The following is a 21,999-nucleotide window of genomic DNA, read 5'->3' as shown; positions in this document are numbered from 1 at the left end:
GGAGCTGGCATGCAGGCGGACACACGGGACGGGACGCGCGGCCGGGAGTCGGTGCTCGGCTACCGGGTGGGGACGGAGCTGACCGCGGTGGCTTCGTTCGGCAACAGCGACACGCCGGGCCGGCTGATTCAGCTCTCGCTGGAGCACCTGACGCTGCACCTGGACTCGAACGCGCTGCCGCGTCCGGGGCAGGCCGCGTCGGTGGTGCTGGGCCAGGGTGAGCGCTGGGCGACGTCGCTGGACGCGGAGGTGATGGAGGTGCGCGGCACAAGGCCGGAGGTCAGCCTTCGCTTCGTGTCGCCGCCGCTGGACGCGGGCCGTCGCATCGTCACGGTGCTGGAGGCGCTGCGCGACAACGGTCTCTTGTTGCCGCCGGAGACGCGGCCGGTGTGGAAGGAGCGCATCGACCGCAAGGAGCGCGTCGCGCGCATCTGCGAGGCGCTCGCGGGTCGTCAGGCGCGAGGCATGGCGCGCACCGCGGACGGGCAGAAGGTCTCCGTCACGGCGGTCTTCTTCGACGCGCTCAACAACCGCATGGGCTGGCGCTTCGATGGCCCCATGCTCCAGGGCCCCTTCGTGCTGGAGGCGTTCGGCTACAGCAGCGTGGTGCACCTGGACGTGAGCGAGGCGCGCGAGGAGGACGGCTGGGTGGTGATGCCGGTGCCCTCGGAGCTGGTGCGCTACCGCCACCGCTGGCTGCGTCGCGCGCCGCCGAGCAGCCCGTGCACGCTGTCCTTCAACCACCCCATGTGGCCGCAAGTGCATGTGAAGCGGCCCGTGCTCGACTTGTCCTATGAGGGCCTGGCCTTCATGACGGAGCCGGGCGAGGACCTCCTGTACCCGGGCCTGCGTCAGCCGGTGCTCGAGGTGGCCATGGAGGGCCTGGCGCCGGTGCGCCTGCGCGCGGAGGTGCGCAACATCTCCGGCACCGCGGCGGGACGTCGGTGCGGCATGTCCGTGCGGCCGCTGGACGCGGAGGGCGCTCGGGCGTGGCGCGCGCTGGTGGAGGCGCAGATGCACCCATCCACCCGCGTGGAGGGCGACTGGGGCGACGCGACGTGGAAGCTCTTCCAGGGCTCCGGCTACTTCGGCCTGCCGGGCAAGTCGCCCGAGGACTTCGTGGAGGAGCGTCCCTGGTTCGACGCCACGCAGGAGCGGCTCGAAGGCCGCACCAAGTTGGGCTACCGGGTGGTGCGCCCGTCGGGTGACTCGCTGGAGGCCACGCTGTCGGTGGTGAAGCCGTACGAGGGGACGTGGATGGCGCATCAGCTCGCGCGCCAGGCCGTGCCCGGTCAGCGCTCCTCGGCGCGCGAGGCGCTGCGCGACATCTACCTGCGCGGCTACGAGCCCACGCAGGTGGACCCGGACGTGAAGTGGTTCATCGCCTTCTGCGAGGCGAACGTGCGCTGGGTGCGCTTCACCAAGTTCGACTTCGCCCACTGGTACGAGCACACCGGCCAGGCGTCCCTCACGCCCTTCCGGCTGATGGAGGCGGAGGTGGAGCGCCAGTGGGAGGTGCCCGCGGACGTCGACGTCGGGGTGCCCACCGACGCCGAGCGCGCGCGCTTCTTCCAGGAAGTGGAGCGCACCCGTCCGGTGGCCTACCGCGAGGCGCTCGATTTGGTGGAGGAGCGCTTCGACCTGTCTCGCGCGCGGACGAAGTGGGGCGAGGCCGGCCTGGGCCGCGAGCGCGAGCTGCGCGTGGCCCGCGTCGACGGCCGCGCGGTGGCGCTGGCGGTGCTGGAGTCCGCGCAGCCGGGCCTCAACCTCTTCAACGTGCTGGACGGCGTGCGCCTGTTCCCGCTGGTGGATGACGCGCTGCCGGAGGCGCAGCGGGCCATGCTGGCGCTCCTGGCGCACGCGGCGGAGTGGTACCGGCCGCGCGGTCGCCGCGTGTTCGTCCACTACGTGGAGTCCACGTGCGTGGAGTACGTCGAGCGCGCCGCCCTGGCCGACCTGGGCGAGGGCAAGCTGTGGATCATCTCCTCCGCCCTGCTGCCCGAGTTCCTGGAGCACCTGTGCGAGGCGACCACGCCCCGCGCCGCGTCCTGAGCGGGCCGACGGAACGCTGACCGCGGACCTGGGTCGGCGGACATGAAGAGGCCGGGTGGCCCGAACGGCTCCACCCGGCCTCATTCATTTCAAGCGGCTGGCGAGGCGCCTACTGCTTCGCCACGCGCAGGTAGTACGTCACGCCGCCGATATCGCGGGTCTTCCCCTCGGCCGCCGGGTCTTCCAGCACCGCCGCGAAGTCGAACTGCTCGAAGTCCTCCGTCTGCTTGCCGGTGAACTCGTTGTCCTTGAACTCCAGGCCGACGTTGAACTCCTGCAGCGGCTGCAGGGGAATCTGGAACACCGCGCGGGTCGGGTCGGCGACGCGGAACTGCGTCTCACCCACGCGCTCGATGCCCTCGGCCTTGCCGCCGTTCTTCTCCCACAGCGCCGTCAGCTCCTGGCCCAGGTCCACGACGATGGTGCCGCGCCCGATGAACGGCCGCTTCACGTCCACGTTCAGCTCACGGAAGCGCACGTTGAACTGGCGCGCCTCTCGCAGCGTGTTGCGCAGGATGAACGTGGCGTTGGAGAAGCCGAACGGCACCATGTTCACCACGTTGGTGTTGCGCCAGATGATGTTGTTGTTCTGGCGGGTGTTGTAGTCCGGGTTGCCAATCTCCACGGTCGTCATCGGGTCGGCCGGCGTCACCAGCCGCGCCAGCAGGCAGTAGTGGCCCTGGACTGCCGGGTTCCACTCGACGACGACTTCGTCATCCGCGCCGCCCGGCAGGTACACCACCGTCGCCTGGCCCAGCTCCGTCCAACCGGCCGGCCACGAGGTGCTGGTGGCCGCGTTGGTGCCGTACACCTTCACCACCACGTTGTGCGCGGCCACCGTGCTGCGGTTGCGCACCTTCACGTGGACGTAGTTCGTCTGACCGAACTCCGGGTTCTCGTGCGGACCGTTGGTGGTCGAGTTGCGGACCCAGATGTCCTCGCTCTCCCACATGCCGTTGGACGCGGTGGCGGCGTCCGGCTCGTTGCCCGTGTCCCACGGCTTGTCCTTGCCCCACACGTCCGTCTCGCAGGCGGCGGGCACGGCGAAGCCGTTGGTGGGCGAGGTGCTGTTGGCGGTGCCCGACACCGCGTTCGAGCCGAGTCCGAAGCCGGCGAACGCCGTCCACAGCCGGCACACGTCCTCGCCGCCGTGCAGCGTCGTCGCCGCGGCGATGATGCCGTCGCGCACCTGGGTGAAGGTGGGGCTGCAGGGCGTGTTCTTCAGGCCCTCGGTCAGGTACAGCATCATGCGCTGGTTACCGGCGCTGCCCGTCGCGTTGTAGAGGTTGCTGTTGAAGCCCCAGCGGTCCACCAGGGCCCAGTACGCCTCCCACGCCGCCTGGGCGAAGACGGAGCCCACGCCGTGCGGAACGGCCATGCCGCTGATGCTCGCGTACGTCCAGTTGTTCACCGTCTGGTTCGTGCTGTAGCGCTTCGCGCGGATACCCAGGCCGGTGGTGGGCTGGCCCAGCGCGTAGGTGCCCATGCCGCGCCCCTGCGGGCCGGTGTGCGTGGGGCGCGCGGTGTAGACGAGCGCGAGGAAGTCGCTGATGCCCTCGCCCGGCGCCTGGTTGTTGTTGAGGCAGGACACGTTGCTGGGTCCGCCGACCAGGCGGTTGGAGATGCCGTGGCCGGCCTCGTGGACGATGATGCCGCTGTCCAAATCACCGTCCCGGCCCGGGGAGGTGGTGGTCCACGTGTACATCTGCATGCGCGGACGCTGGCCATCCGGCGGGGTGTAGAAGTTGGCGTTGTTGACGTCCTCGCCGTCCTGCGCCTCGGCGCGCACGTAGTCGTTGCCCAGGCCGGGGTTGCCGTAGTTGTTGACCTGGAAGTTGCCGCCCGCCTCGTCGAAGCCGTACTGGTACTGGATGTCGTGGATGATGTTGTTCCAGTAGAACAGGTTGGTGACGGCCGCCGACGTGTACGCGCTCGGGCCGAGGCTCAAGTCCAACAGGAAGCTGCAGGTGAGCGCCGTCCCGCAGTCGGGCTCCACGGCGGGCGGCAGGTTGTTGTCGTCGATGTCGTCGTAGGCATGGACGTTGTTGCCGCGGTGGAGGGTGTACTCGGCGCCGACGACGCCGTCGGTGTCATGCCAGCCGAACGGCGACGCCGTGGTGTTGGCGGGGTTGAGGAGGCTGAACCGCGCGTCCATGGGCGGCAGCGGCGTGGTGTGGATGGGGCTCTCCACGGGGCGCGGATAGACGGAGTAGGCGTCCGAGGCAATCCAGTCGAAGCGCGTCCACACCTCGCCCGTGGTGGCGTCCACCGTGAGGTCGTAGACGTGGCGCCGGTCGGGCGTGTGTACCTGGAAGTTCCACACCAGCCGGGCGTCGCCCTGATTGACGGGCAGGAGCGCCAGCTGCGCTTCGATGGGCTCGGTGGACACACCGGACTGCTCCACGCGGGTGCGCTGGCGCGGGCCTGTGTCCTTCTCCAGCGCGCGAGGCGCCGTGAGCGGCTTCAGACCCAGGTGACGCGCGGCCCCGGAGACGGCGGCGGCGGCGTCCAGGCGGGGCTGGGTGCTCGGCACGGCGCGAGCCAGCGAGGGCAGGAAGTCGCTGTGCACGCTGACCACGCGGCCTTCGCCGTCCACGTTGATTTGCAGCTGGCCGTTGTAGAGCGGCAGGCCCTGGTGCGTCTGGCGCAGGTACAGGTGGGTGACACCGCTCTGCCGCGAGTAGACGCGGTCGGTGACCTCCAGGTTCGCCAGGTCCGTCAGCTCCAGACCCAGGAGCTCCCGCTGCGACTGGACGAAGGAGAGGCCGATGGCGAGCGCGTCACCGCTGCTGCGGCCGGACAGCGCGCCCACCGGGTTGACGAGCGAGCGGACCAGACCCGTGGAGGCGTCATGCTCCACGCGCAGCTCGGGCACGTTGCGGCGCAGCGAGGCTTCCCGGTCCTTCTGCAGCGCGCTCACGGCCTTCTTCACGCCGACGTTGTGGGCGATGCGGGCGTCGTGGTTGCGAGCGCCGTGAGAGTCCTGCACGACGGCGAAGGCGGAGGGAGCGCTCAGCGCTCCCATCAGCACCAACGCCTGGGTGAGGCGGCGGCGGAAATAACCCTGTGACATGTGTACTCCTGCTCTGGGGATGAAGCCGGCGGGGACAGAGAACCGGCTACCCCGCACAGAGCAGTGGACGTGCCAATGAAGTCTTCCGAGCAAGAGTCGGAAGCGCTGTAGCGCCGGCCGTTACAACGGCGGGGCGCTTGTAGCGTCGCGTGTTACAGGCGACGTCAGGAACGTCGGCGTAACTTCTTGGATTTCTTCAGCTCCTTGAAGAGCTCCTCGGAGACCTCAATCAACTGCTGCTGGGTGAGCACGGGACAGTGCCAGTCCTGGGCCCGCATGTGCTCCAGCAGGTCCTGGGGCAGCGCGGGCCCGGTGTCTTCACCCTGGGCTCTCGCCTCCCCGAGGTTTGACTCAGGGGAGGCGGAGCGGGGGCGACGAAGCAACGACGACTAGAGCCCGTCGTCCTCTTCGGGGTCCGGGTACGACTCGAGCTCGTCTTCCTCCTCGGTGCGGCCCCGGCCGTGCTTCTTGCCTTTGCCTTCGCTCTTGGCTTCGCTGCCACCCGCGAGGTCCGCGTCTGGACCGACGACGTACCACTGGCGGCCCTGCTGGATGCGGCGCAGCACGCCTTCCGTCTCCAGCGCGGCGAGCAGCTTGGCGAACGTGGGGAAGCCGTGCTCGCGCTCGTCGAAGTCCGGCTCCTTGCGGACGATGGTCTCCTTGATGAGCGAGGGATTGACCGGGCCGGTGGCGCGGGCAATCAGGTTCTGCACCACCTCGCGGGCAATCTCGGGGACCTCCGTCTTGGAGTGGCCCTTGCCACCCGAGGGCGCGGCCTTCTCCACCTCGGCCTTGCCGGCCTTGCCCGTCGCATCGCGGCCATGGCGGCCCCGCTTGCCATGCCCCGCTTCCTCGGCCGCCGCGCCATGACGGCCCTTGTCGCCCTTCTCCGAGCGCTGGCGCGTGGTGCGCAGGTAGATGAACTCGTCGCACGCGTTGACGAAGAGGGGGGAGGTGGACTCCTTCACCGCCAACCCGATGACGGTGCGCCCGTTCTCACGCAGCTTGTAGGCGAGCGGGCAGAAGTCGCTGTCGCCGGAGGCGATGACGAACGTGTCGATGCTCTCGCGCGCGTAGCACAGCTCCAGCGCGTCGATGACCAGGCGCATGTCCGCGCCGTTCTTCCCCGCGCGGGTGGAGGGGGGCACGTCGATGAGCTCCACGCCGAACCGGTGCAGGCCCATCTTCGCTTCGTTGAAGCGGGACCAGTCGCAGTAGGCGCGACGGAAGACCACCTTCCCCTTCTCCAGCAGCCGGTCGAGCGAGGGCTGGAGGTCGAAGTTGGAAGCGCTGATACCGGTGTTGGTGACGAGGTTCTCGAAGTCGAGAAAAAGGGCGATGCGGTGCTCGTTGGTGCGACCGTTCACGTGCGGCCTCTGCGATAGGCGCCGGTGTACGGCGCGATAGGGCGCCGATGTGCGGCGCGGATGGAGCCCCGGCGCTTCCTCCGTCAGGAGGGCGCCCGCCGGGCCCTGCGGGTGCACCCTAGCCTGTTCCCGGCCCCCTGGGGCGGTGGCGTTCGACGGCTGAACACTCGGCGGGAGCGGTGGCCCGCCTCGCTGGGAGGTGGCCGGGGCACGGTCCAGGCGTGAGCGTCACGTCGTGGCCTACCTTCGGGGGAGACGGGTCCAAGGACCCCCAGCCGGAGTACGAGTCATGACGCGAAGAACGATGTCCAGCCGGTGGAAGCGCATCGCCCTGGCCGCCCCGGTGTTGGCGGCACTGGCGGCGCCCACCGCGGGTCTGGCGAGGGACCCCCAGCAGAACACGGCGGAACAGGAGCGGTTGGAGATAGATTTGGACCGCACGGGCAACCTCGCCGGCAACGTCCCCCCGCTCAACGTGGGCGGCATGATTGGCGCCGACGTCACGCCCACCCAGGGCATGACCCGCATCGTCCAGGGGCCCGACGTGGACCTGACGCCAGACCCCAAGCGCACCCGTCAGATTGAGGGCGACGTCGTGGCGCTGGAGGGCAGCGTCCTCTACGTCCAACCCGACGAGGGCGCGGTGGTGCCCCTGAGCCTGGAGGCACTCAGGCTGAAGCAGACTCCCGAGGAGGGCCGGCGTGTGATTGCCGACTACCAGGTGGAGAACGAGACGCAGAACATGGCGACGGCGCTCGCGGGCGAGAAGAAGTGAGCCTCGGTCGCCTCATGAAGCAGCTCGGGGGAGCCGCCACGGCAGGCGGTCCTCCCCCGAAGCTCCCGACGCGTTGAACTACTTCTTCTGGGCGCCGACGACGGTGTCGGGCCGCGCGTTCTCGCCGAACTTGCCGGCCGTGTAGTCGCGCGCCATCTGCTCCAGCGTGACGTGCGGCACCTTCTTCGCGTGGCCGGCCTGGCCGAACTGCTTCATCCGCTCCTCGCAGATGGCCTGCATCGCCGCGCGCGCGGGGGTCAGGTAGTAGCGCGGGTCGAACTCCTCCGGCTTGGCGAAGAAGGCCTTGCGGATGGCGCCGGTGATGGCGAGCCGGTTGTCGGTGTCGACGTTGATTTTGCGCACGCCCGCGCGGATGCCGCGCTGAATCTCCTCCACCGGCACGCCGTAGGTCTCCTTGATGCGACCGCCGTTGGCGTTGATGATGTCGCACAGCTCCTTGGGCACGGAGCTGGAGCCGTGCATCACCAGGTGGCAGTTGGGGATCTTCTTGTGGATCTCCTCGATGCGGCTCATGGCGAGCACGTCGCCGCTGGGCTTGCGGGAGAACTTGTAGGCGCCGTGGCTGGTGCCCATGGCGACGGCGAGCGCGTCGATGCCCGTGCGGTTGACGAAGTCCACCGCCTGGTCCGGGTCCGTGAGCAGCTGGTCCAGCGTGAGCTTGCCCTCGGCGCCGTGGCCATCTTCCTTCTCGCCCATGCCGTGCTCCAGCGAGCCCAGCACGCCCAGCTCACCTTCCACCGACACGCCGAAGCGGTGCGCCACGTTCACGACTTCACGCGTGACGGCGACGTTGTACTCGTAGCTGGAGGGCGTCTTGCCGTCATCTTCCAGCGAGCCGTCCATCATCACGCTGGTGAAGCCCATGCGGATGGCGCTGATGCAGGTCTCCGGCGAGTTGCCGTGGTCCTGGTGCATGACCACCGGAATCTCCGGGTAGAGCTCCACCGCGGCCTGCATCAGGTTGCGCAGGAACAAGTCGTTGGTGTACTTCCGCGCCCCGCGCGACGCCTGGATGATGGCCGGGCTCTGGGTGGCGCGAGCGGCCTCCATGATGGCCTGGATCTGCTCCATGTTGTTGACGTTGAGCGCGGCGACCCCGAAGTTGTTGGCGGCGGCGTAGTCGAGCAGGGGACGCAGGGCGATGAGCGGCATGACTGTGTCTCTCCGTGGCGGTTGTTTCGAGTAAGTGAAGGCGCCTCCAGTTAGCACGGACGCGCCCGAGGGCGCCGCCAAAAGCTCGCCGGACGCGTTCCCCAGCCGACGCTGTCAGCGGGCGGTCACCGGGTGCAATTGGACCAGCGGGGGCAGGCGGTCCGCGCGCTCCAGCAGGCGGGGCTTGGGACGCACCGCGACAGGCACCCGGGACTCGGTGAGCAGCTCCAAATCGAACACGTTGTCCCCGAAGGCGGCATACAGGGGCCGCTCGGTGCGCGCCCTCAGACACGTCACCTTCCCGGGGCCGTAGGGGATGGGGGCGATGACGTCCGGCAGCACCGTGCCGCCCGAGGACTGGGGGGTGCTGGCGATGACGTGCTCGGAGGGGATGCCCACCACGCGCGCGGCGGCCTCCACGACGGCGAACGGCGAGGCGCTCACCACGTAACAGGGGATGTCGTTCTCACGGGCCCAGTCCACCACGCGGCGCACCTCCGGGTGGACGCGCTCGGCCACGCCGTGTGACTCCACCACGCCGCGAGCGAAGGCGCGCAGCTCCTCCACCTCCCAGCCGGCGAACAGCCACGTCGCCATCTCGCAGATGTCGTGCTCGGCGATGCGGCCGGCCTGGAAGGCGGTGAACAGCCTGCGGGCCAGCGTGCTGTTGCTGCCCTCCCGCTCCAGGCCGTGCGCGGCGGCCACCTGCTCCATCCGGGGGCGGGCCGCGTCGCGCACGGCGTCGCGTCCCGTCACGGCCATGAACAAGTCGTCCCCGACGTCACCGCTCCACAGCGTGCCGTCTCCGTCGAACGCCAGGAGGCCCCCCGGCGTGGCCCGCGCCTCGCGAGCGATGCGCTCCAGCGTCTGCTCCACGTGCTCCATCTTCATGGCGTGACATCCTGGCCGGACGCCTTCGCGTGGCCAACCCCCGTTGATTCACCGAAGGATTTTTCGAGGCTCCGTTCACTCTCCAGCAGCGCGGGGAATTGAAACGTCCAAGGGGGGACGTTTCACGCCGTTGGGGGAACACGCTTGTCCAATCTCAACCTGAAGGTCCTTTCTGGGGAAGGGCCGGATGTACGAGAGGGTGCGTCCGAAGTCGCGTCAGGAGGGGCTCGCTCGGGGGAGGAGTTCGTCCGGGGGCGGGGCATCCGGTTGATCCGCGAGGATGGCACGGCCTTCCTCGACGCGGCCTCCGGCACCTTCAACGTGCCTCTGGGTTACGACCATCCGGAGGTGACGAACGCCGTCATGGAGCAGCTGCGGCGCATGGCGCACGCCAGCTCCTCGTTGATGGCGGGGCAGGCGAAGCAGGTGCTCTCGGAGCTGCTCGCGCATGCGCCCGCGCACCTGACGGCCGGGTGGATGCGAGACATCACCGGCTCCACCGCCAACGAGTGCGCGGTGCAGGTGGCGCAGAAGGCCACGGGGAAGACGGACATCCTCAGCCTCTTTCTCTCCCATCATGGACAGACGCAGTTCACCACGGCGATTTCGGGCAACGCGTTTCGTCGCAAGGGCTTCCCGGAGTCGGTGTCACCGCACTCGGTGAAGGTGCCGGCGCCGTACTGTTATCGCTGCTTCTACAAGGCGAAGTACCCCGGCTGCGGGATGCTGTGCGTGGAGCGCATCAGCGACTTCGTCGAGTACGCGAGCAGCGGCTCGGTGGCGTGCATGCTGGTGGAGCCCGTGCTGGGCAACGGCGGCAACGTGGTGCCTCCCCCCGGCTACTTCCAGGCGCTCAACAAGCTCTGTGAAGAGAAGGGCATCCTCCTCATCGCGGACGAGGTGCAGACGGGGATGGGGCGCACCGGGCACCTGTTCGCGTCGGAGGCGCTCGGCTTCAAGCCGAACATCGTCACGCTGGCCAAGGGCCTGGGCGGCATCGGCATCCCCGTGGCGGCGGTGCTCTTCGAGGGCGCGCTGGATGTGATGGAGAGCCACGAGCACTCCTTCACCTCGGGGTGCAATCCGCTGGCGCTCACCGCGGCGTCCGCGACGTTGAAGGCGATGACGTCCGGCCACCTGCTGGCCAACGTGCGGCGCAACGGAATCGTGTTGGGAGAGCTGCTGGGGCAGCTCGCCACGCGCTACCCGTGCATCGGCGACGTGCGGGGCCTTGGGTACATGTGGGGCCTGGAAATCGTGCGCGCGGATGGCTCGCCGGACGTGGAGAAGACGCTGGCGCTCATCCGCGTGGCGGGTGAGCGACACCAGTTGGTGCTGCGCGGCTCCCGCTACAGCTTCGGCAACGTGGTGAAGGTGCGGCCTCCGCTCATCGCGACGCAGGACGACCTGGAAGAAATCGTCGCGCGGCTGTCACGCGCGCTCGCGGACGTGGGCTGAGTCGGGACTCGAGGGGGAGCACATGAGGGCAGTGGTGTACACGACAGCCTGGGAGCTGGAGCTGCGCGAGCGTGCCGAGCCGTCCGCGCCCGTGCACGACGAGGTGATGGTGCGCGTTCGCGCCACCGGCATCTGCGGCACGGACCTGGGCATCATCGGCGGCGAGTACGCGGCGAAGCCCGGCGTGGTGCTGGGCCACGAGTCCGCGGGCGAAGTCGTCGCCGTGGGCCCCACCGTGCGCCATGTCCAGGTGGGGGACCGCGTCGTCATCGACCCGACCTTCCACTGCGGCCAGTGCCGGCTGTGCCGCACCGGACGGCAGAACCACTGCCAGCGCAAGGGTGAGACGGAGACGGGCGTCAGCGCCGACGGCACCATGGCGCCGCTGCACAAGACGACGGAGCGCTTCCTCTACACGCTGCCCGCGCACGTGGGCTTCGAGGAGGCCAGCCTCACCGAGCCGCTGAGCTGCGCCGTCACGGGCGCCAACCAACTGCGCCTGCGTCCGTCGCTGCGCACGGTGGTGCTCGGTGGTGGGCCCATGGGCGTGTTGTACGCGTGGGTGCTGGCGGGCCTGGGGTTGACGGGCACGTTGGTGGAGCGCTCGGCCGCGCGGCGGGAGCTGTGTCGCGAAGTGGTGGACCGGCGCTGGACGGTGGCGGAGTCACTGGACGAGGTCTGCGCGCGCCACGCCTCGGATGCGACGCCGCTCGACGTGGTGGTGGACACCACGGGGCGACTGGCCGGTGAGGCGCTGACGAAGCTGTCGCGCGGCGGGCAGCTGTTGCTGGTGGGCCTCAAGCGACACGAGGTGGCGCTGGACGTGGGTGGAATCGCGGACCGCAGCCTGTCCGTGCAGGGCTCCATCGATTCGCTGGATGGCAGCTTCGCCACCGCGTTGCACCTCATCGCCTCGGGCGTGGTGCCCGCGCGTCGGCTGGTGTCGCACCGCCTGCCGCTGGCGTCGTTCCGCGAGGGACTGGCGCTGGTGGGCTGTGACGTGGGCGCCCGGCGTCAGGGCCCTCCCGCCGGCGCTCTAAAGGTCGTCCTCCAACCCTGAAGCCCGAGCGAGGCGCACATGATTCACGGACTGCTGATTGAAGGCACGGACTACGCGGGCAAGACGACGGTGTGCAAGCTGTTGGGTGCGCGCCTGTCGGCGGCGGGACTGCCGGCGCGGCTGGGGCATTGCTACGTGTTCGACATGCCCATCCTCGACCACTTCCTGGCCGAGGCGAAGCGCACGCCGGACCTGCTTGAGATTGACTGGTTCTACTCGGCGAACATCCTGCTCGACCTGGCGCGCTGTCACCGAGGGTTGCCGTCGGGCTTCCTCGTCCAGGACAGACACTGGCTCAGCCAGGTGGGGCGCAACCGCTTCTTCCATCCAGATGTGCCGGGGCTGCCCAGCCAGCTCATCTGGGATGAGCACCTGCCGTTCGCGTTCAACTACTACCTGACGTCCACGCCGAAGGCGAAGCGGGAGCGGGCGCTGCTGCGTCCCTCCAAGTCGGTGCGTGACACGTACCTGCGCGACAACCCGGAGCGGCACCAGGCCTACGACGAGTACCTCGTGTCGCTGCTGCCCGCGGAGGAGCGCTGGACGGTGGTGGACACCAGCGAGCTGCGGCCGGAGCAGGTGGCGGAGCGCATCGCGACGGACGTGCTGCGCCGACTGCATGCGGAGGCCCCGGCGCAGGTGCGGCCGGTGGTGGCTCGCTAGGTGGCCAGGGCGGGGGAGCGGCGCAGCGCCAGGAAAGGACAGGCAATGCAGGCACGGGAAGGCACCATGGAAGTGCTCGTCATCGGCAACAACACGGTGGACATCGTCTTCTCCACGCGCGACGCGCTGGTGACGGACGGCAAGGTGCAGGCGGACGGGCTGCGCTTCTTCGGCGGCGGGCAGGGCGCCAACGTCGCGGCGATGCTGGGCGCGCTGGGCGTACGCACGCGCTACTTCGGCGTCTTCGGGGGCGGGGACTTCGGGCGGCTGGCGCGTGGCTCGCTGGTGGAGTCCGGCGTGGTGGTGGAGGGCAGCCTCACGGTGGCGGACTGTCCGCAGCACTCGGCCGCCATCATCGTGGACACCACGCACGGCACGCGCTCGCTGGTGATGCACAAGGACGCGCGGCTGCGCATGGACGGCATCCCCGCGGACGCCGCGCCGCTGGAGCAGTGCGGGCTGGTGTACCTGGACGGGCACGAGCCCGCCTTCTCGCGGGCGCTGGCGAAGCGCGCGCGGGCCCAGGGGCTGCCGGTGCTGGCGGACGCGGAGGTGGCGGAGGAGGCACGGCCGCTCTTGCCGTACCTCACGAGCCTGGTCGCGCCGGGCAAGGTGCTGCGCGAGCTGACGGGGGAGCGCGAGCTGTCCGCCGCCGCGCGCACGCTGCTGGCCGGGGGACTGCGCGTGGTGGTGGGGACGCTGGGCGCGGAGGGCTGCGAGGGCTGGACGGCGCAGGGTGAGCACCACCGCGTCGCGGCGGAGCGCTGCGAGGTGGTGGACACGACGGGGGCGGGGGACGCGTTCCACGCGGGCTACATCGCGGCGGTGCAGGCGGGGCATGGCTTTGGTGAGGCGCTGCGCTTCGCGACGAAGGTGGCGGCGGTGAAGTGCGGAGTCCCGGGGCCGCGCGCGGGAGTGGACCGGCTGGCGCTGCTGGGCGTGGGACTGGGCACGAGCGGGGGCGCGTCTCTGTCGCTGCTCTAGCGGCGGCGGGGACACGGGGGACTGGCCATGAAGGTCATCGTCACGGGGGCGAGCGGATTTCTGGGGCGCAGGGTGATGCGCGCGCTGTTGATGGAGGGCGTCCAGGCCCAGGGGACCTGGAGCACGACGCCGCGCCAGGGGCTCATGCGCCTGGACATCACCGACGCACGCGCCGTGGACGCGGCCTTCGTGGAGGGCGGCTTCGACGTGTGCATCCACGCGGCGGCGCGCTGCAACCTGGACGACTGCGAGCGTCACCGGTCCGCCGCGACGAGCATCAACGTGGGAGGCACGGGCCACGTGGTGGAGGCGTGCCGACGCACGCGCACGCGGCTGCTCTACGTGTCCACCGACCATGTCTTCGACGGTGCCCCCGCTCGCACGTACGTGGAGACGGACGCACCCCGGCCGCTCCAGCACTACGGCGTCACCAAGCGCGAGGGGGAATTGCTGGCGCTGACGCTGGAGGACGCGCTGGTGCTGCGCGTGCCGTTGCTCTACGGCCTCACCGGCCCGGACGAGAAGTCCACCTTCGTCACGTCCACGCTGGAGCAGCTGTCAACGGGCCTGCCCGTGTACGTGGACGGCGAGCAGGTGCGCTACCCGGTGCTGGTGGACGAGGTGGCGGGACTGCTGGCGCGGCTCGCGGGCGGCGGCGTGCGCGGCGTGCTGCACTTCAGCGGCGCCGAGGCCACCACCAAGTACGCGTGGGCCCGGAGGCTGGCCCATGCCTTCAACCTGGATGTGTCGCTGGTGCGCGCGCGCAAGGAGTCGTCGCTCGCGGTGCGGCCTCGGGACAACCGCCTGGTGTCCACGCGACTGACGGCGCTGGGACTGAAGACGCCGTTTTCGCTCTCCGAGGGACTGGATGTCCTCCGGCACCAGCGGGAGGCGGGCCTGTGAGCGGCGCGCGAGCCGAGGGCGACTGGCGCGGAGTGGTGCGCGACGTGCGCGTGTCGGGCAGTCGCGTCACCAAGCGCGCCACGCATGGGCGCGACAAGCTGCTGCGTGAGGTGGCGTGGCTGCGCGAGTTGCCTCCGCGCGCGGCGGAGCGCTTCCCTCGAGTGCTGGAGGTGCGCACCGGCGCGGACTGGGCCGAATACGACATGGACTTCTGTCCGTGGCCGGAGCTGTCGCGCGTGCTGGTGGACGGCACGCTGACGGTGGGCGAGGCCGTGAGCGGCACGCGGAGCATCGTGTCCTTCGCCTTCGACACGCTCTATGCGGACCACCACCGTCCCGCCCCTGAGGGCTTCTTCCACGCCAACTACGTGGACAAGTACTGGCGTCGCGCGAGCGCGGGCCGGGGGCTGTCCGCCCGCTTCGACCGGCTGTGCGCCGCGGGGAGCCTGGACCTCAACGGCCGACTTCACCGGAGCGCGGCCGAGCTGGTGCGTGAGCTGGAGCGAGACACGGCGCTGCTCGCACGACTGCATCCTCCCCGGGTGGGACGGTTCCACGGCGACTTCAAGTTCGACAACGTCCTGCTGGAGCCGGCCACGGGTCGCTTCCTGCTGTTGGACCCGAGGGGCTCGACCGCCACGGGGGACTCCGACAGCGACTACCTGGAGGACCTGGCCAAGCTGCGCACGTGCACGAGCGGCCTCTACGATTTGGCGCGCGCCGGAGCGGCCCGGGTGTCCGAGGAGGAAGGGCGCCTGTCGTGGGAGTGGGCCTTGTGGGCGCGTCCCGCCCTGGAGCGCTTCGCCGCGCTGGATGTGTGGCTGGGTGAAGAGCTGCCCGCGCGGGCGCTGGCGCGAGGGGACACGGATTGGCGCGTGCGGTGGGACTTCGTCACGCCGCTGCTGCTTTTGGCCAACGCGCCGTTCCAACTGGCGCCGGTGAATCCTCGCACCGAGGACATCGCGCTGGTGCTGCATGCCACGGGCGTGCGGCTGCTCGCGGAGGCGCTGGAGCGTCACGGCACCCGGGGCGCGGAGGTGTCGCGATGACGCGCGCGGCGAGGAAGCCCTCAGTCCTGCGAGGCCGCGTGGAGGAAGCCGGGCAGCACCGCCCGCAGGCCCGCGATGACGGCGGCGGCCACGAAGGCGTGCCCCACGGAGACGAGCGTGGGGCGCACGGCGCGAATCAGCGGAGACAGATGGCGGCGGTCCAGGTCATGCGCGGCATTGACGTCCAGGCCGTGCTCGCGTGCGCGGTCCGCGGCGCGCGACAGGACCTCCAGCGCGCGCTCCTGCGTGGGCGTGCCGAAGCCCTCCACATAGTCGCGACAGTTCAGTTCCACGGCGGCGACGCCGGCACGAGCGACCAGGTCCACGGCCTCTGGCTCCGGGTCCACGAACACGGAGATGCGCGTGCGGCCTCGCAGCGTCTGGGCCCAGTGCGCCAGCCGGGGCTGGTCGTCCTCGGGGCGCCAGCCGCGCTGGGTGGTGAGGTGTTGGGCCTCGAAGGGTGTCACCACCCAGCAGCCGACGCCGGGGGTGCGCTCCAGCAGCGCGCCGAGGTCCTCGCGCAGGTCTCCACCGACATGCAGCGTGGCGTGGCCGTCGCGCACGGCGTCCAGGGCGGCGAGCGCGGTGATGTCGTGGGGCTTCACGTGCCGGTGGTCGGACCACTGGTGGACCATCAGCGCGCGGCAGCCGCCTTCGATGAGCGTGCGCGCGGCCTCTGTCAAATCAGGCACGGCGCCGCCGCGCGACGAGCGCAGCAGGGCGACCTTGTTGAGACCCACGCGCAGCAGGGGTGTCGGCACAGGGGCACGCATCGACGGACCTCCGGGTTCCAGGGACCCATCCTCGCATGGCCGCCGTGTCGTGTGTCTCCCACGTCTCTTCCGATTCAAGCGGCCCGAGTCCTGGCCGCGCCAGGTGCAGCACGCAGCACGCAGTGAAACGCAGACACCTCAAGGAGCAACACCATGAACAAGCCCCGTAGCGTTGCCATCAAGCTGTCCGCCGACACCATGAAGTGCGTCGTCGGTGGTTCCATCCCCACCCTCCCGGGTCCCGTCGTCACGCTGCCCGGCCCCGTCGTCACGCTGCCCGGTCCCATCGTCATCGGGCCGGGCCGCGTCTTCCCGGTGCTGTGATTGCCGGGTGAAGGCTGACCGCGTGAGCCGTTGAGGCTCATGCAGGGGAGGCGCGGGCCACTGAACCCGGCTCGCGCCTTCCTTCCTCTTCTCGCTTCTGGTGTCGCCGCCCTCATGACTCAGCCCTCGCGTGACGAACTGATGAACCTGCTTGGCGTGGACCTTGGCCATCTGCTGGCGCTGGAGTCGCTGACGCCCGCAATCGAGGCCGCCGTGTTCCTGTCCGGCTCCCTGGTGGAGGGCATGGGCAATGCCTTCTCCGACATCGACGTGTTCGTCGTCGGCGGAGGCGAGCCGACGGGCACCAGCCTGCACAAGGCCGGGGACGCGCTCTTCTCCGTGCACATGCTCGGCAAGCGCCGCGTGGACTTCGAGTACTGGAGCGAGGCGTCGGTGGAGGTGCTCGCCGCGAAGCTCGCCGCGTTGGACCTGAAAGAAGGCGGGCGGGACAACGTGATGATGGAGCGGCGGATGACGGAGGACGAAATCGTCTTCCTGCACCGCGTGCGCACGGGGGTGGCGCTGATGCATGACGGCCGGCTGGACAGGCTGCGCTCGCGCTTCGACTTCCGTCGCCTGTCGCGGTGGTTGCTGGAGGTGAAGATTCGCGAGGTCGACGACGCGCTCGAGGACCTCTACGGGATGATGGAGCAGCCGGACGTGGCGCTGATGCGCGCGCGGGAGTTGCTCAACTCCACCTGCGACGCCTTCTGTCACTACCGGGGCAGCACGAACATCCGGCGCAAGTGGCGCACGCGCATCCTGGGGCAGCTCGTCGCGAGTGGGGACGAAGAGGCGCGCAAGTTCGAGCAGCGCTTCTGGGAGCTCCAGTTCCCGGACGGCGCGCGGCTGCGTCAGCGTCCGGAGGATTTGAAGGCCTATCTGGAGACGTGCATCCGGCTTTGCAACCAGCTCACGGATGTCATTGAGGAATGAGCGCCATGGATTTGGACACGCTCGTTCCCGTCACACACCTGCGTGTGCGGCGCCGTCGAGCCGAGGGGCAGGTGCACCTCATCCTCGACAACTACTACTTCGATTTGGACGAAGGCACCGACGCCGTCTGGCGCGCCTGTGACGGCGTGAGGACGGTGGCCCAGGTGGCGGAGGCGCTGCACAGCGAGCGGGGCTGGGCGCTGGAGCTGGCCCGGTCCATCACCCGCGACACGCTGAGTGCCTTCGCCGAGCAGGAGCTCGTCTCGCTCGTCGCCCACCCTTCCACAAGCAACCCATCCGCAGGCGGTGAAACCCATGAGTGACAACAACGGCCACCTTCCCATCATCGGACGTGCCTGGCATCCCTCCACCCGTGAGCCGGGGCCGCTCTTGCCGGCGACTCGACTTGCCCTGGCGAACTGGGTGCGCCCGGAGGGACTGGCGCGGCGCGAGCTGGTGCTCGGCGCGGCGGAGGGTGAGCCCTGGGAGGTGATGACCATCGACAGCGAGAGCGCCGACCAGGCGTGGCGCGTGATTCAGTTGTTGGATGGCAAGCGGACCCTGGCGGACATCGCGAAGGAGACGCGGCTGGGGCTGGAGCTGGTGTCGTCGGTGGCGCAGGACCTGTATCACCGCGCGGTGCTGGTGCAGACGAGCGGGCTGGAGGTGGATGCGCTGACGTACTACGAGCACCTGCGCTCGCTGGCGGGCATCGCGCAGCAGCGCTGGGGTCCGTCGTCGATGCTGCGTCGGTTCTGGACGGGGCCGGTGTCGCGGCGTCTGGCGGTGGGCTACCTGCTGGAGAACTACCACTTCGCGGCGGCGGCCTCGTCGCATCAGAGCGCGGCGGTGGCGTCGCAGCCGACGGAGCGGCTGAAGACCATCCTGAGCGAGCACCTGTCGTTCGAGTACTGGCACCACGCGTGGTTGAAGCGCGGGTTGCTCGCGGCGGGGTTGACGGAGGCGGACCTGGAGCGCGCGTCGCCGCTCATCGCGATGCAGGCGCTCATCAACCACCTGCGCTGGCTGGGGATGGCGGACCCGCTGTCGTATTCCGCCTGCATCGGCGTGGGCGAGGGAGACCCGACGGCGCTGGCCACGGTGGGGAAGTTCTGGGAGCGCTTCACGGAGCACGCGGTGTTGCCGGTGGAGGCGTTCGGGCCGTTCAGGGACCACGACGTGGGGGATTGCAGCGACGACCATGACCAGTTCGGTCGCGAGCCCTTCGCGGACGCGGGCCCTCTCACCGCGGCGGACCAGGCGCGCATCCGGCGACGGCTCATCACCTTCTGCCGGCTGACGATGGCCTATCACCGCGAGCTGCTCGACTTCTATGGCCCGGAGGAAGGGCCGACGGTCTTCACCGTGGAGGACTGAGTCCACCCGAGATGAGTGTGCTCGCGGACTCCGTTGAGGTCTCCCCGCTGGACGCGCGCCGCGTGTCCGGCGTGCTGCGCATTCTGCCGGAGGAGGTGCGCCGACACCTGGTGAAGACGGGACGCGTGCGTGAGTACGTGTCGCAGGAGCTCGTCGCGAATCGGGGTCAGCCTTGCGACACGGTGCGCCTGGTCCTTGAGGGCATGTTGGTGATGGGGCACCTGGGCGCCAATCACGGGGCCTTCCTCCGGGTGACGCATGTGGCGGCGGGCGAGCTGTATGGCGCGCACGCGCGGGATGACGGAGCGACGCACGGCTTCGACGTCGTGACGGGTGGAGGGACGCGCGTGCTGGAGGTGTCCGGCGCGGACTTCCGGGAGGCGTTGGCGCTGGACGAGACGGGCGGGCTGACGGCGCTGCTGTGTCCCGCGTTGCGCCGGGCGCTGCTCGACTTGTTCGGGGACGATGTGGAGCCGGAGGGTGTGCTGCGGCTCGCGGCGTGCTTCCGGGAGGGCACGGTGCCGGAGGGCACGGTGTTGATGCCGGCGGGAGCGACGGCGGCGGAGTGGTGGGTGTTGAGGCAGGGCTCGGTGCGCTATGGCGAGCGGGCCCTGGGGCCGGGCGAGGACTTCGCGTTGGATGCGCTGCTGCTGGACGCGCCCGTCTTCGCGGCGGCGACGGCGCTGGAGACCAGCACCCTGCTGTCCGCTCCCAGAGGCGCCGCGGCGGAGGTGTTGCTGCGCTTCCCAGGCGTGCGACGCGCGCTGGGTCGACGTGTGGCGAGGAGCAGCGCGCAGTTCAATCGCTGGCCACACGTGGTCCTCACGGACGTGAATGCTCCACCCGAGGCACCTCCCGAAGAGGAGTCCTCGATGGAGCTGCCGGAGCGCCCCACGGCCGCGTCGCCGTGGAAACAGGTGCCGTTCTATCGGCAGCAGGAGCACATGGACTGTGGTGCCGCGTGCCTGCGGATGGTGGCGCGGTACTACGGGCACGAGTTGGATTACCCGTCGCTGATGAAGCTCGCGGGTGTGAGCCGGTATGGCACCAGCCTGTTGGACTTGTCGCGCACGGGTGAGCAGCTCGGGTTCATCACCACGGGCATCCAGGCGGACTGGGAGCTGTTGCGCTCGGTGGACCTGCCGGCCATCGCGCACCTCCAGGACCGGCACCACTTCGTCGTGGTGTGGCGAGTCACCCGGAAGGGTGTCGTCGTGGGTGACCCGTCGTTCTCCACGCGCTTCATTCCGAGGGAGGAGTTCCTGCGCTCCTGGCGTGGGGTGCTGTTGTTGCTCAAGCCGTCGGACCGGATGGCGACGGCGGTGGCGGCGCTTCCGCCGAAGCAGCAGGAGAAGTCCGCGCTGGCGCGCTTCTCCGTGTTGCTGCGCCCGTACCGAGGGGTCATCGCGGAGCTGGTGGGTCTGTCGTTGTTGTTGCAGGTGCTGGCGTTGGCGTTTCCGCTGGGAAGCCAGGTGGTCATCGACCGGGTGTTGATGCGGGCGGACGCGCAGCTGCTCGATGTGTTGTTGGCGGGGTTGGTGGGCACGGCGCTGTTGTCGGGAGTGCTGGCCTTCGCGCGGAGCTATCTGGTGCTGGAGGTGTCCACGCGAATCGAACGTGACGTGGTGGAGACGCTCTATCGACGGGTGTTGGATGGGGCGTCGGGGTTGTTCCAGCGCTTCACGACGAGCGACATCCTGAACCGGTTCATGGAGGTGGGGCTGATTCGAGGCTTCATCGTGGACAACGCCATCGCCATCACCATCGATGTGGCGCTGGTGTTGAGTACGGCGGGGGTGTTGACGATGTACTCGCCCACGCTGGCGGTGCTCGCACTGGGGTTGATGCCGTTGCACCTGCTGGTGTCAGCCGTGGTGGGCCGCTGGGTGCGGAACCACACGGTGGCGTACCTGTCACAGCATGACCTGTACCAGACGCACCTGATGGACTCGTTCAAGGGCTTCGAGTCGCTCAAGGCGCATGCGCTGGAGTTGCCGTTCCTGCGCACGATGCAGCGCTTGCTGGCGCCGTCGCTGCAGCATGGCTTCAAGGCCTCGATGCACGGGGCGATTGGCGCGAGTGTGTCTCAGACGTTGGACCTGGTGGGCAGTGCGTTGGTGTTGTGGGTGGGCTCGCGCGCGGTGTTGCGGGGGGAGCTGACGGTGGGAGCGCTCATCGCGGCGACGTTGTTCGCACGGCAGATGAGTGGACCGGTGGTGCGACTGGCGACGCAGTGGCGGGACTACCAGCGGGTGCAGGCGCATCTGGAGCGAGTGGGTGCGGTGCAGGACGTGGCGGGGGAGGGGGACAAGCGGGCGTCGGCGGTGCTGGAGCTGCCGCAGGTGAAGGGGCACATCCGCTTCCGGGGGGTGAGCTTCCGCTATGGGCTTGGCCGCGAGTCCAACACGTTGGAGCGGCTGGACCTGGAGTTCGCGCCTGGGGAAGTGGTGGCGCTGGTGGGGCCATCGGGGTGTGGAAAGAGCACGCTGGTGCGGCTGCTGCTGAGGTTGCATGACCCGAGCGAGGGGACGGTCTCGATTGATGGGTACAACCTGCGGGACGTGACGCCGGAGTCGGTGCGCGGGCAGATAGGGATGGTGACGCAGGAGACGCAGCTGTTCTCCGGGACGGTGTTCGACAACATCGCCTGTGGGCGTCCGGTGAGGGAGGAAGCGGTGGTGCGGGCGGCGAGGCTCGCGGGGGCGTATGACTTCGTCACGGAGCTGCCGTATGGGTTCCAGACGCTGGTGGGGGAGCGTGGGTTGACGTTGTCGGGGGGACAGCGTCAGCGGGTCATCATCGCTCGAGCGTTGGTGACGGACCCACGCATCCTCATCTTCGACGAGGCGACGGCGGCGCTGGACCCGCTGGCGGAGCAGGCGATTCATGACCGGCTGCGCGACATCGTCCGGGGGCGCACCACGCTCATCATCAGCCACCGGCTCCAGACGTTGCAGCACGCGGACCGCATCGTGGTGATGAACGAGGGACATATCTCCCAGATGGGGACGCATGAGTCGCTCATGTCCGCGCAGGGCAAGCTGTACAGCGCGCTCGCGCAGGCGACACCGAACTGGAAGCGCCATGGCGCGGAGGGTGCTCATGGCGGTGACTGAGAATGGGGCGGGGGCTCGGCGCCTC

General features: G+C 69.6%; 19 protein-coding genes. 13 read left to right on the top strand and 6 right to left on the bottom strand.

The features are described from left to right. Positions 1 to 9: 9 nt before the first annotated feature. Positions 10 to 2,052, top strand: coding sequence for a PilZ domain-containing protein (locus HUA75_RS29505; protein ID WP_141641851.1), 2,043 nt, complete (start codon positions 10 to 12; stop codon positions 2,050 to 2,052). Between the two features lie 109 nt (positions 2,053 to 2,161). Here the strand turns inward: HUA75_RS29505 and HUA75_RS29500 are convergent, their stop codons facing one another. The 3 genes from HUA75_RS29500 to HUA75_RS29490 all read right to left on the bottom strand — a co-directional run bounded on the left by HUA75_RS29500 (position 2,162) and on the right by HUA75_RS29490 (position 6,492). Then, a complete protein-coding gene (locus HUA75_RS29500; RefSeq protein WP_254627809.1) occupies positions 2,162 to 5,125 on the bottom strand; it encodes a M36 family metallopeptidase in 2,964 nt (987 codons plus the stop codon). A 164-nt stretch (positions 5,126 to 5,289) separates the two neighbouring features. Further along, a complete protein-coding gene (locus HUA75_RS29495) occupies positions 5,290 to 5,508 on the bottom strand; it encodes a hypothetical protein (RefSeq protein ID WP_174488265.1) in 219 nt (72 codons plus the stop codon). Between the two features lie 6 nt (positions 5,509 to 5,514). Next, on the bottom strand, positions 5,515 to 6,492 hold the full coding sequence (locus tag HUA75_RS29490; protein WP_174460333.1) for an NYN domain-containing protein: 978 nt from the start codon (positions 6,490 to 6,492) through the stop codon (positions 5,515 to 5,517). Between the two features lie 289 nt (positions 6,493 to 6,781). Between HUA75_RS29490 and HUA75_RS29485 the strand changes: the two genes are divergently transcribed. Next, positions 6,782 to 7,267 (top strand): hypothetical protein, encoded by a 486-nt coding sequence (locus tag HUA75_RS29485; protein WP_174488264.1) that lies wholly within the window; start codon positions 6,782 to 6,784, stop codon positions 7,265 to 7,267. Positions 7,268 to 7,345: 78 nt separating this feature from the next. Here HUA75_RS29485 and fba read toward each other — a convergent pair whose 3' ends face one another. Then, positions 7,346 to 8,440, bottom strand: a complete 1,095-nt coding sequence (fba, locus tag HUA75_RS29480) for a class II fructose-bisphosphate aldolase (RefSeq protein WP_141641855.1) — start codon at positions 8,438 to 8,440, stop codon at positions 7,346 to 7,348. 114 nt (positions 8,441 to 8,554) lie between these two features. After that, positions 8,555 to 9,331, bottom strand: coding sequence for an HAD family phosphatase (locus tag HUA75_RS29475; RefSeq protein ID WP_174488263.1), 777 nt, complete (start codon positions 9,329 to 9,331; stop codon positions 8,555 to 8,557). A 144-nt stretch (positions 9,332 to 9,475) separates the two neighbouring features. Between HUA75_RS29475 and HUA75_RS29470 the strand changes: the two genes are divergently transcribed. Genes HUA75_RS29470 through HUA75_RS29445 form a run of 6 tightly spaced genes read left to right on the top strand, consistent with a single transcriptional unit; the run spans position 9,476 to position 15,448 of the window. After that, positions 9,476 to 10,789 carry an aspartate aminotransferase family protein gene (locus HUA75_RS29470; protein ID WP_217439248.1) on the top strand — a complete coding sequence of 438 codons (1,314 nt, stop codon included), beginning with the start codon at positions 9,476 to 9,478 and terminating at the stop codon, positions 10,787 to 10,789. 22 nt (positions 10,790 to 10,811) lie between these two features. Next, on the top strand, positions 10,812 to 11,849 hold the full coding sequence (locus HUA75_RS29465; protein WP_174488262.1) for a zinc-binding dehydrogenase: 1,038 nt from the start codon (positions 10,812 to 10,814) through the stop codon (positions 11,847 to 11,849). An 18-nt stretch (positions 11,850 to 11,867) separates the two neighbouring features. Further along, the gene (locus HUA75_RS29460) at positions 11,868 to 12,512 is read left to right on the top strand and encodes a hypothetical protein (protein ID WP_174488261.1); all 645 of its coding nucleotides are present in this window, start codon (positions 11,868 to 11,870) and stop codon (positions 12,510 to 12,512) included. 45 nt (positions 12,513 to 12,557) lie between these two features. Next, positions 12,558 to 13,496, top strand: a complete 939-nt coding sequence (locus HUA75_RS29455) for a carbohydrate kinase family protein (protein WP_174488260.1) — start codon at positions 12,558 to 12,560, stop codon at positions 13,494 to 13,496. Between the two features lie 27 nt (positions 13,497 to 13,523). Further along, a complete protein-coding gene (locus HUA75_RS29450; RefSeq protein WP_141641860.1) occupies positions 13,524 to 14,399 on the top strand; it encodes an SDR family oxidoreductase in 876 nt (291 codons plus the stop codon). After that, complete coding sequence (locus tag HUA75_RS29445) at positions 14,396 to 15,448, top strand: phosphotransferase (protein ID WP_174488259.1); 1,053 nt, start codon at positions 14,396 to 14,398, stop codon at positions 15,446 to 15,448. Before HUA75_RS29450 ends, HUA75_RS29445 begins: the two co-directional genes overlap by 4 nt. A 20-nt stretch (positions 15,449 to 15,468) precedes the next feature. Here the strand turns inward: HUA75_RS29445 and HUA75_RS29440 are convergent, their stop codons facing one another. After that, a complete protein-coding gene (locus tag HUA75_RS29440; RefSeq protein WP_174488258.1) occupies positions 15,469 to 16,221 on the bottom strand; it encodes a pyridoxine 5'-phosphate synthase in 753 nt (250 codons plus the stop codon). Between the two features lie 153 nt (positions 16,222 to 16,374). On the opposite strand from HUA75_RS29440, the gene HUA75_RS29435 reads away from it, so the two are divergent. The 5 genes from HUA75_RS29435 to HUA75_RS29415 all read left to right on the top strand — a co-directional run bounded on the left by HUA75_RS29435 (position 16,375) and on the right by HUA75_RS29415 (position 21,974). Then, positions 16,375 to 16,545, top strand: coding sequence for a hypothetical protein (locus tag HUA75_RS29435; protein ID WP_174488257.1), 171 nt, complete (start codon positions 16,375 to 16,377; stop codon positions 16,543 to 16,545). A gap of 114 nt (positions 16,546 to 16,659) precedes the next feature. After that, on the top strand, positions 16,660 to 17,481 hold the full coding sequence (locus tag HUA75_RS29430) for a hypothetical protein (protein ID WP_141641863.1): 822 nt from the start codon (positions 16,660 to 16,662) through the stop codon (positions 17,479 to 17,481). Between the two features lie 5 nt (positions 17,482 to 17,486). Continuing rightward, positions 17,487 to 17,804 carry a hypothetical protein gene (locus HUA75_RS29425; protein WP_174456055.1) on the top strand — a complete coding sequence of 106 codons (318 nt, stop codon included), beginning with the start codon at positions 17,487 to 17,489 and terminating at the stop codon, positions 17,802 to 17,804. Next, positions 17,797 to 18,858 (top strand): hypothetical protein, encoded by a 1,062-nt coding sequence (locus HUA75_RS29420; protein WP_141641865.1) that lies wholly within the window; start codon positions 17,797 to 17,799, stop codon positions 18,856 to 18,858. Before HUA75_RS29425 ends, HUA75_RS29420 begins: the two co-directional genes overlap by 8 nt. 11 nt (positions 18,859 to 18,869) lie before the next feature. Further along, positions 18,870 to 21,974 (top strand): ABC transporter transmembrane domain-containing protein, encoded by a 3,105-nt coding sequence (locus HUA75_RS29415; RefSeq protein WP_174488256.1) that lies wholly within the window; start codon positions 18,870 to 18,872, stop codon positions 21,972 to 21,974. Positions 21,975 to 21,999: the final 25 nt, after the last annotated feature.

The sequence above is a fragment of the Myxococcus sp. CA040A genome (genome assembly GCF_013336725.1).
In the GTDB taxonomy this organism is placed as follows: domain Bacteria; phylum Myxococcota; class Myxococcia; order Myxococcales; family Myxococcaceae; genus Myxococcus; species Myxococcus llanfairpwllgwyngyllgogerychwyrndrobwllllantysiliogogogochensis.
Note: the sequence above shows the minus strand (reverse complement) of the source record. Positions and strands in the feature narration are given on the sequence as shown.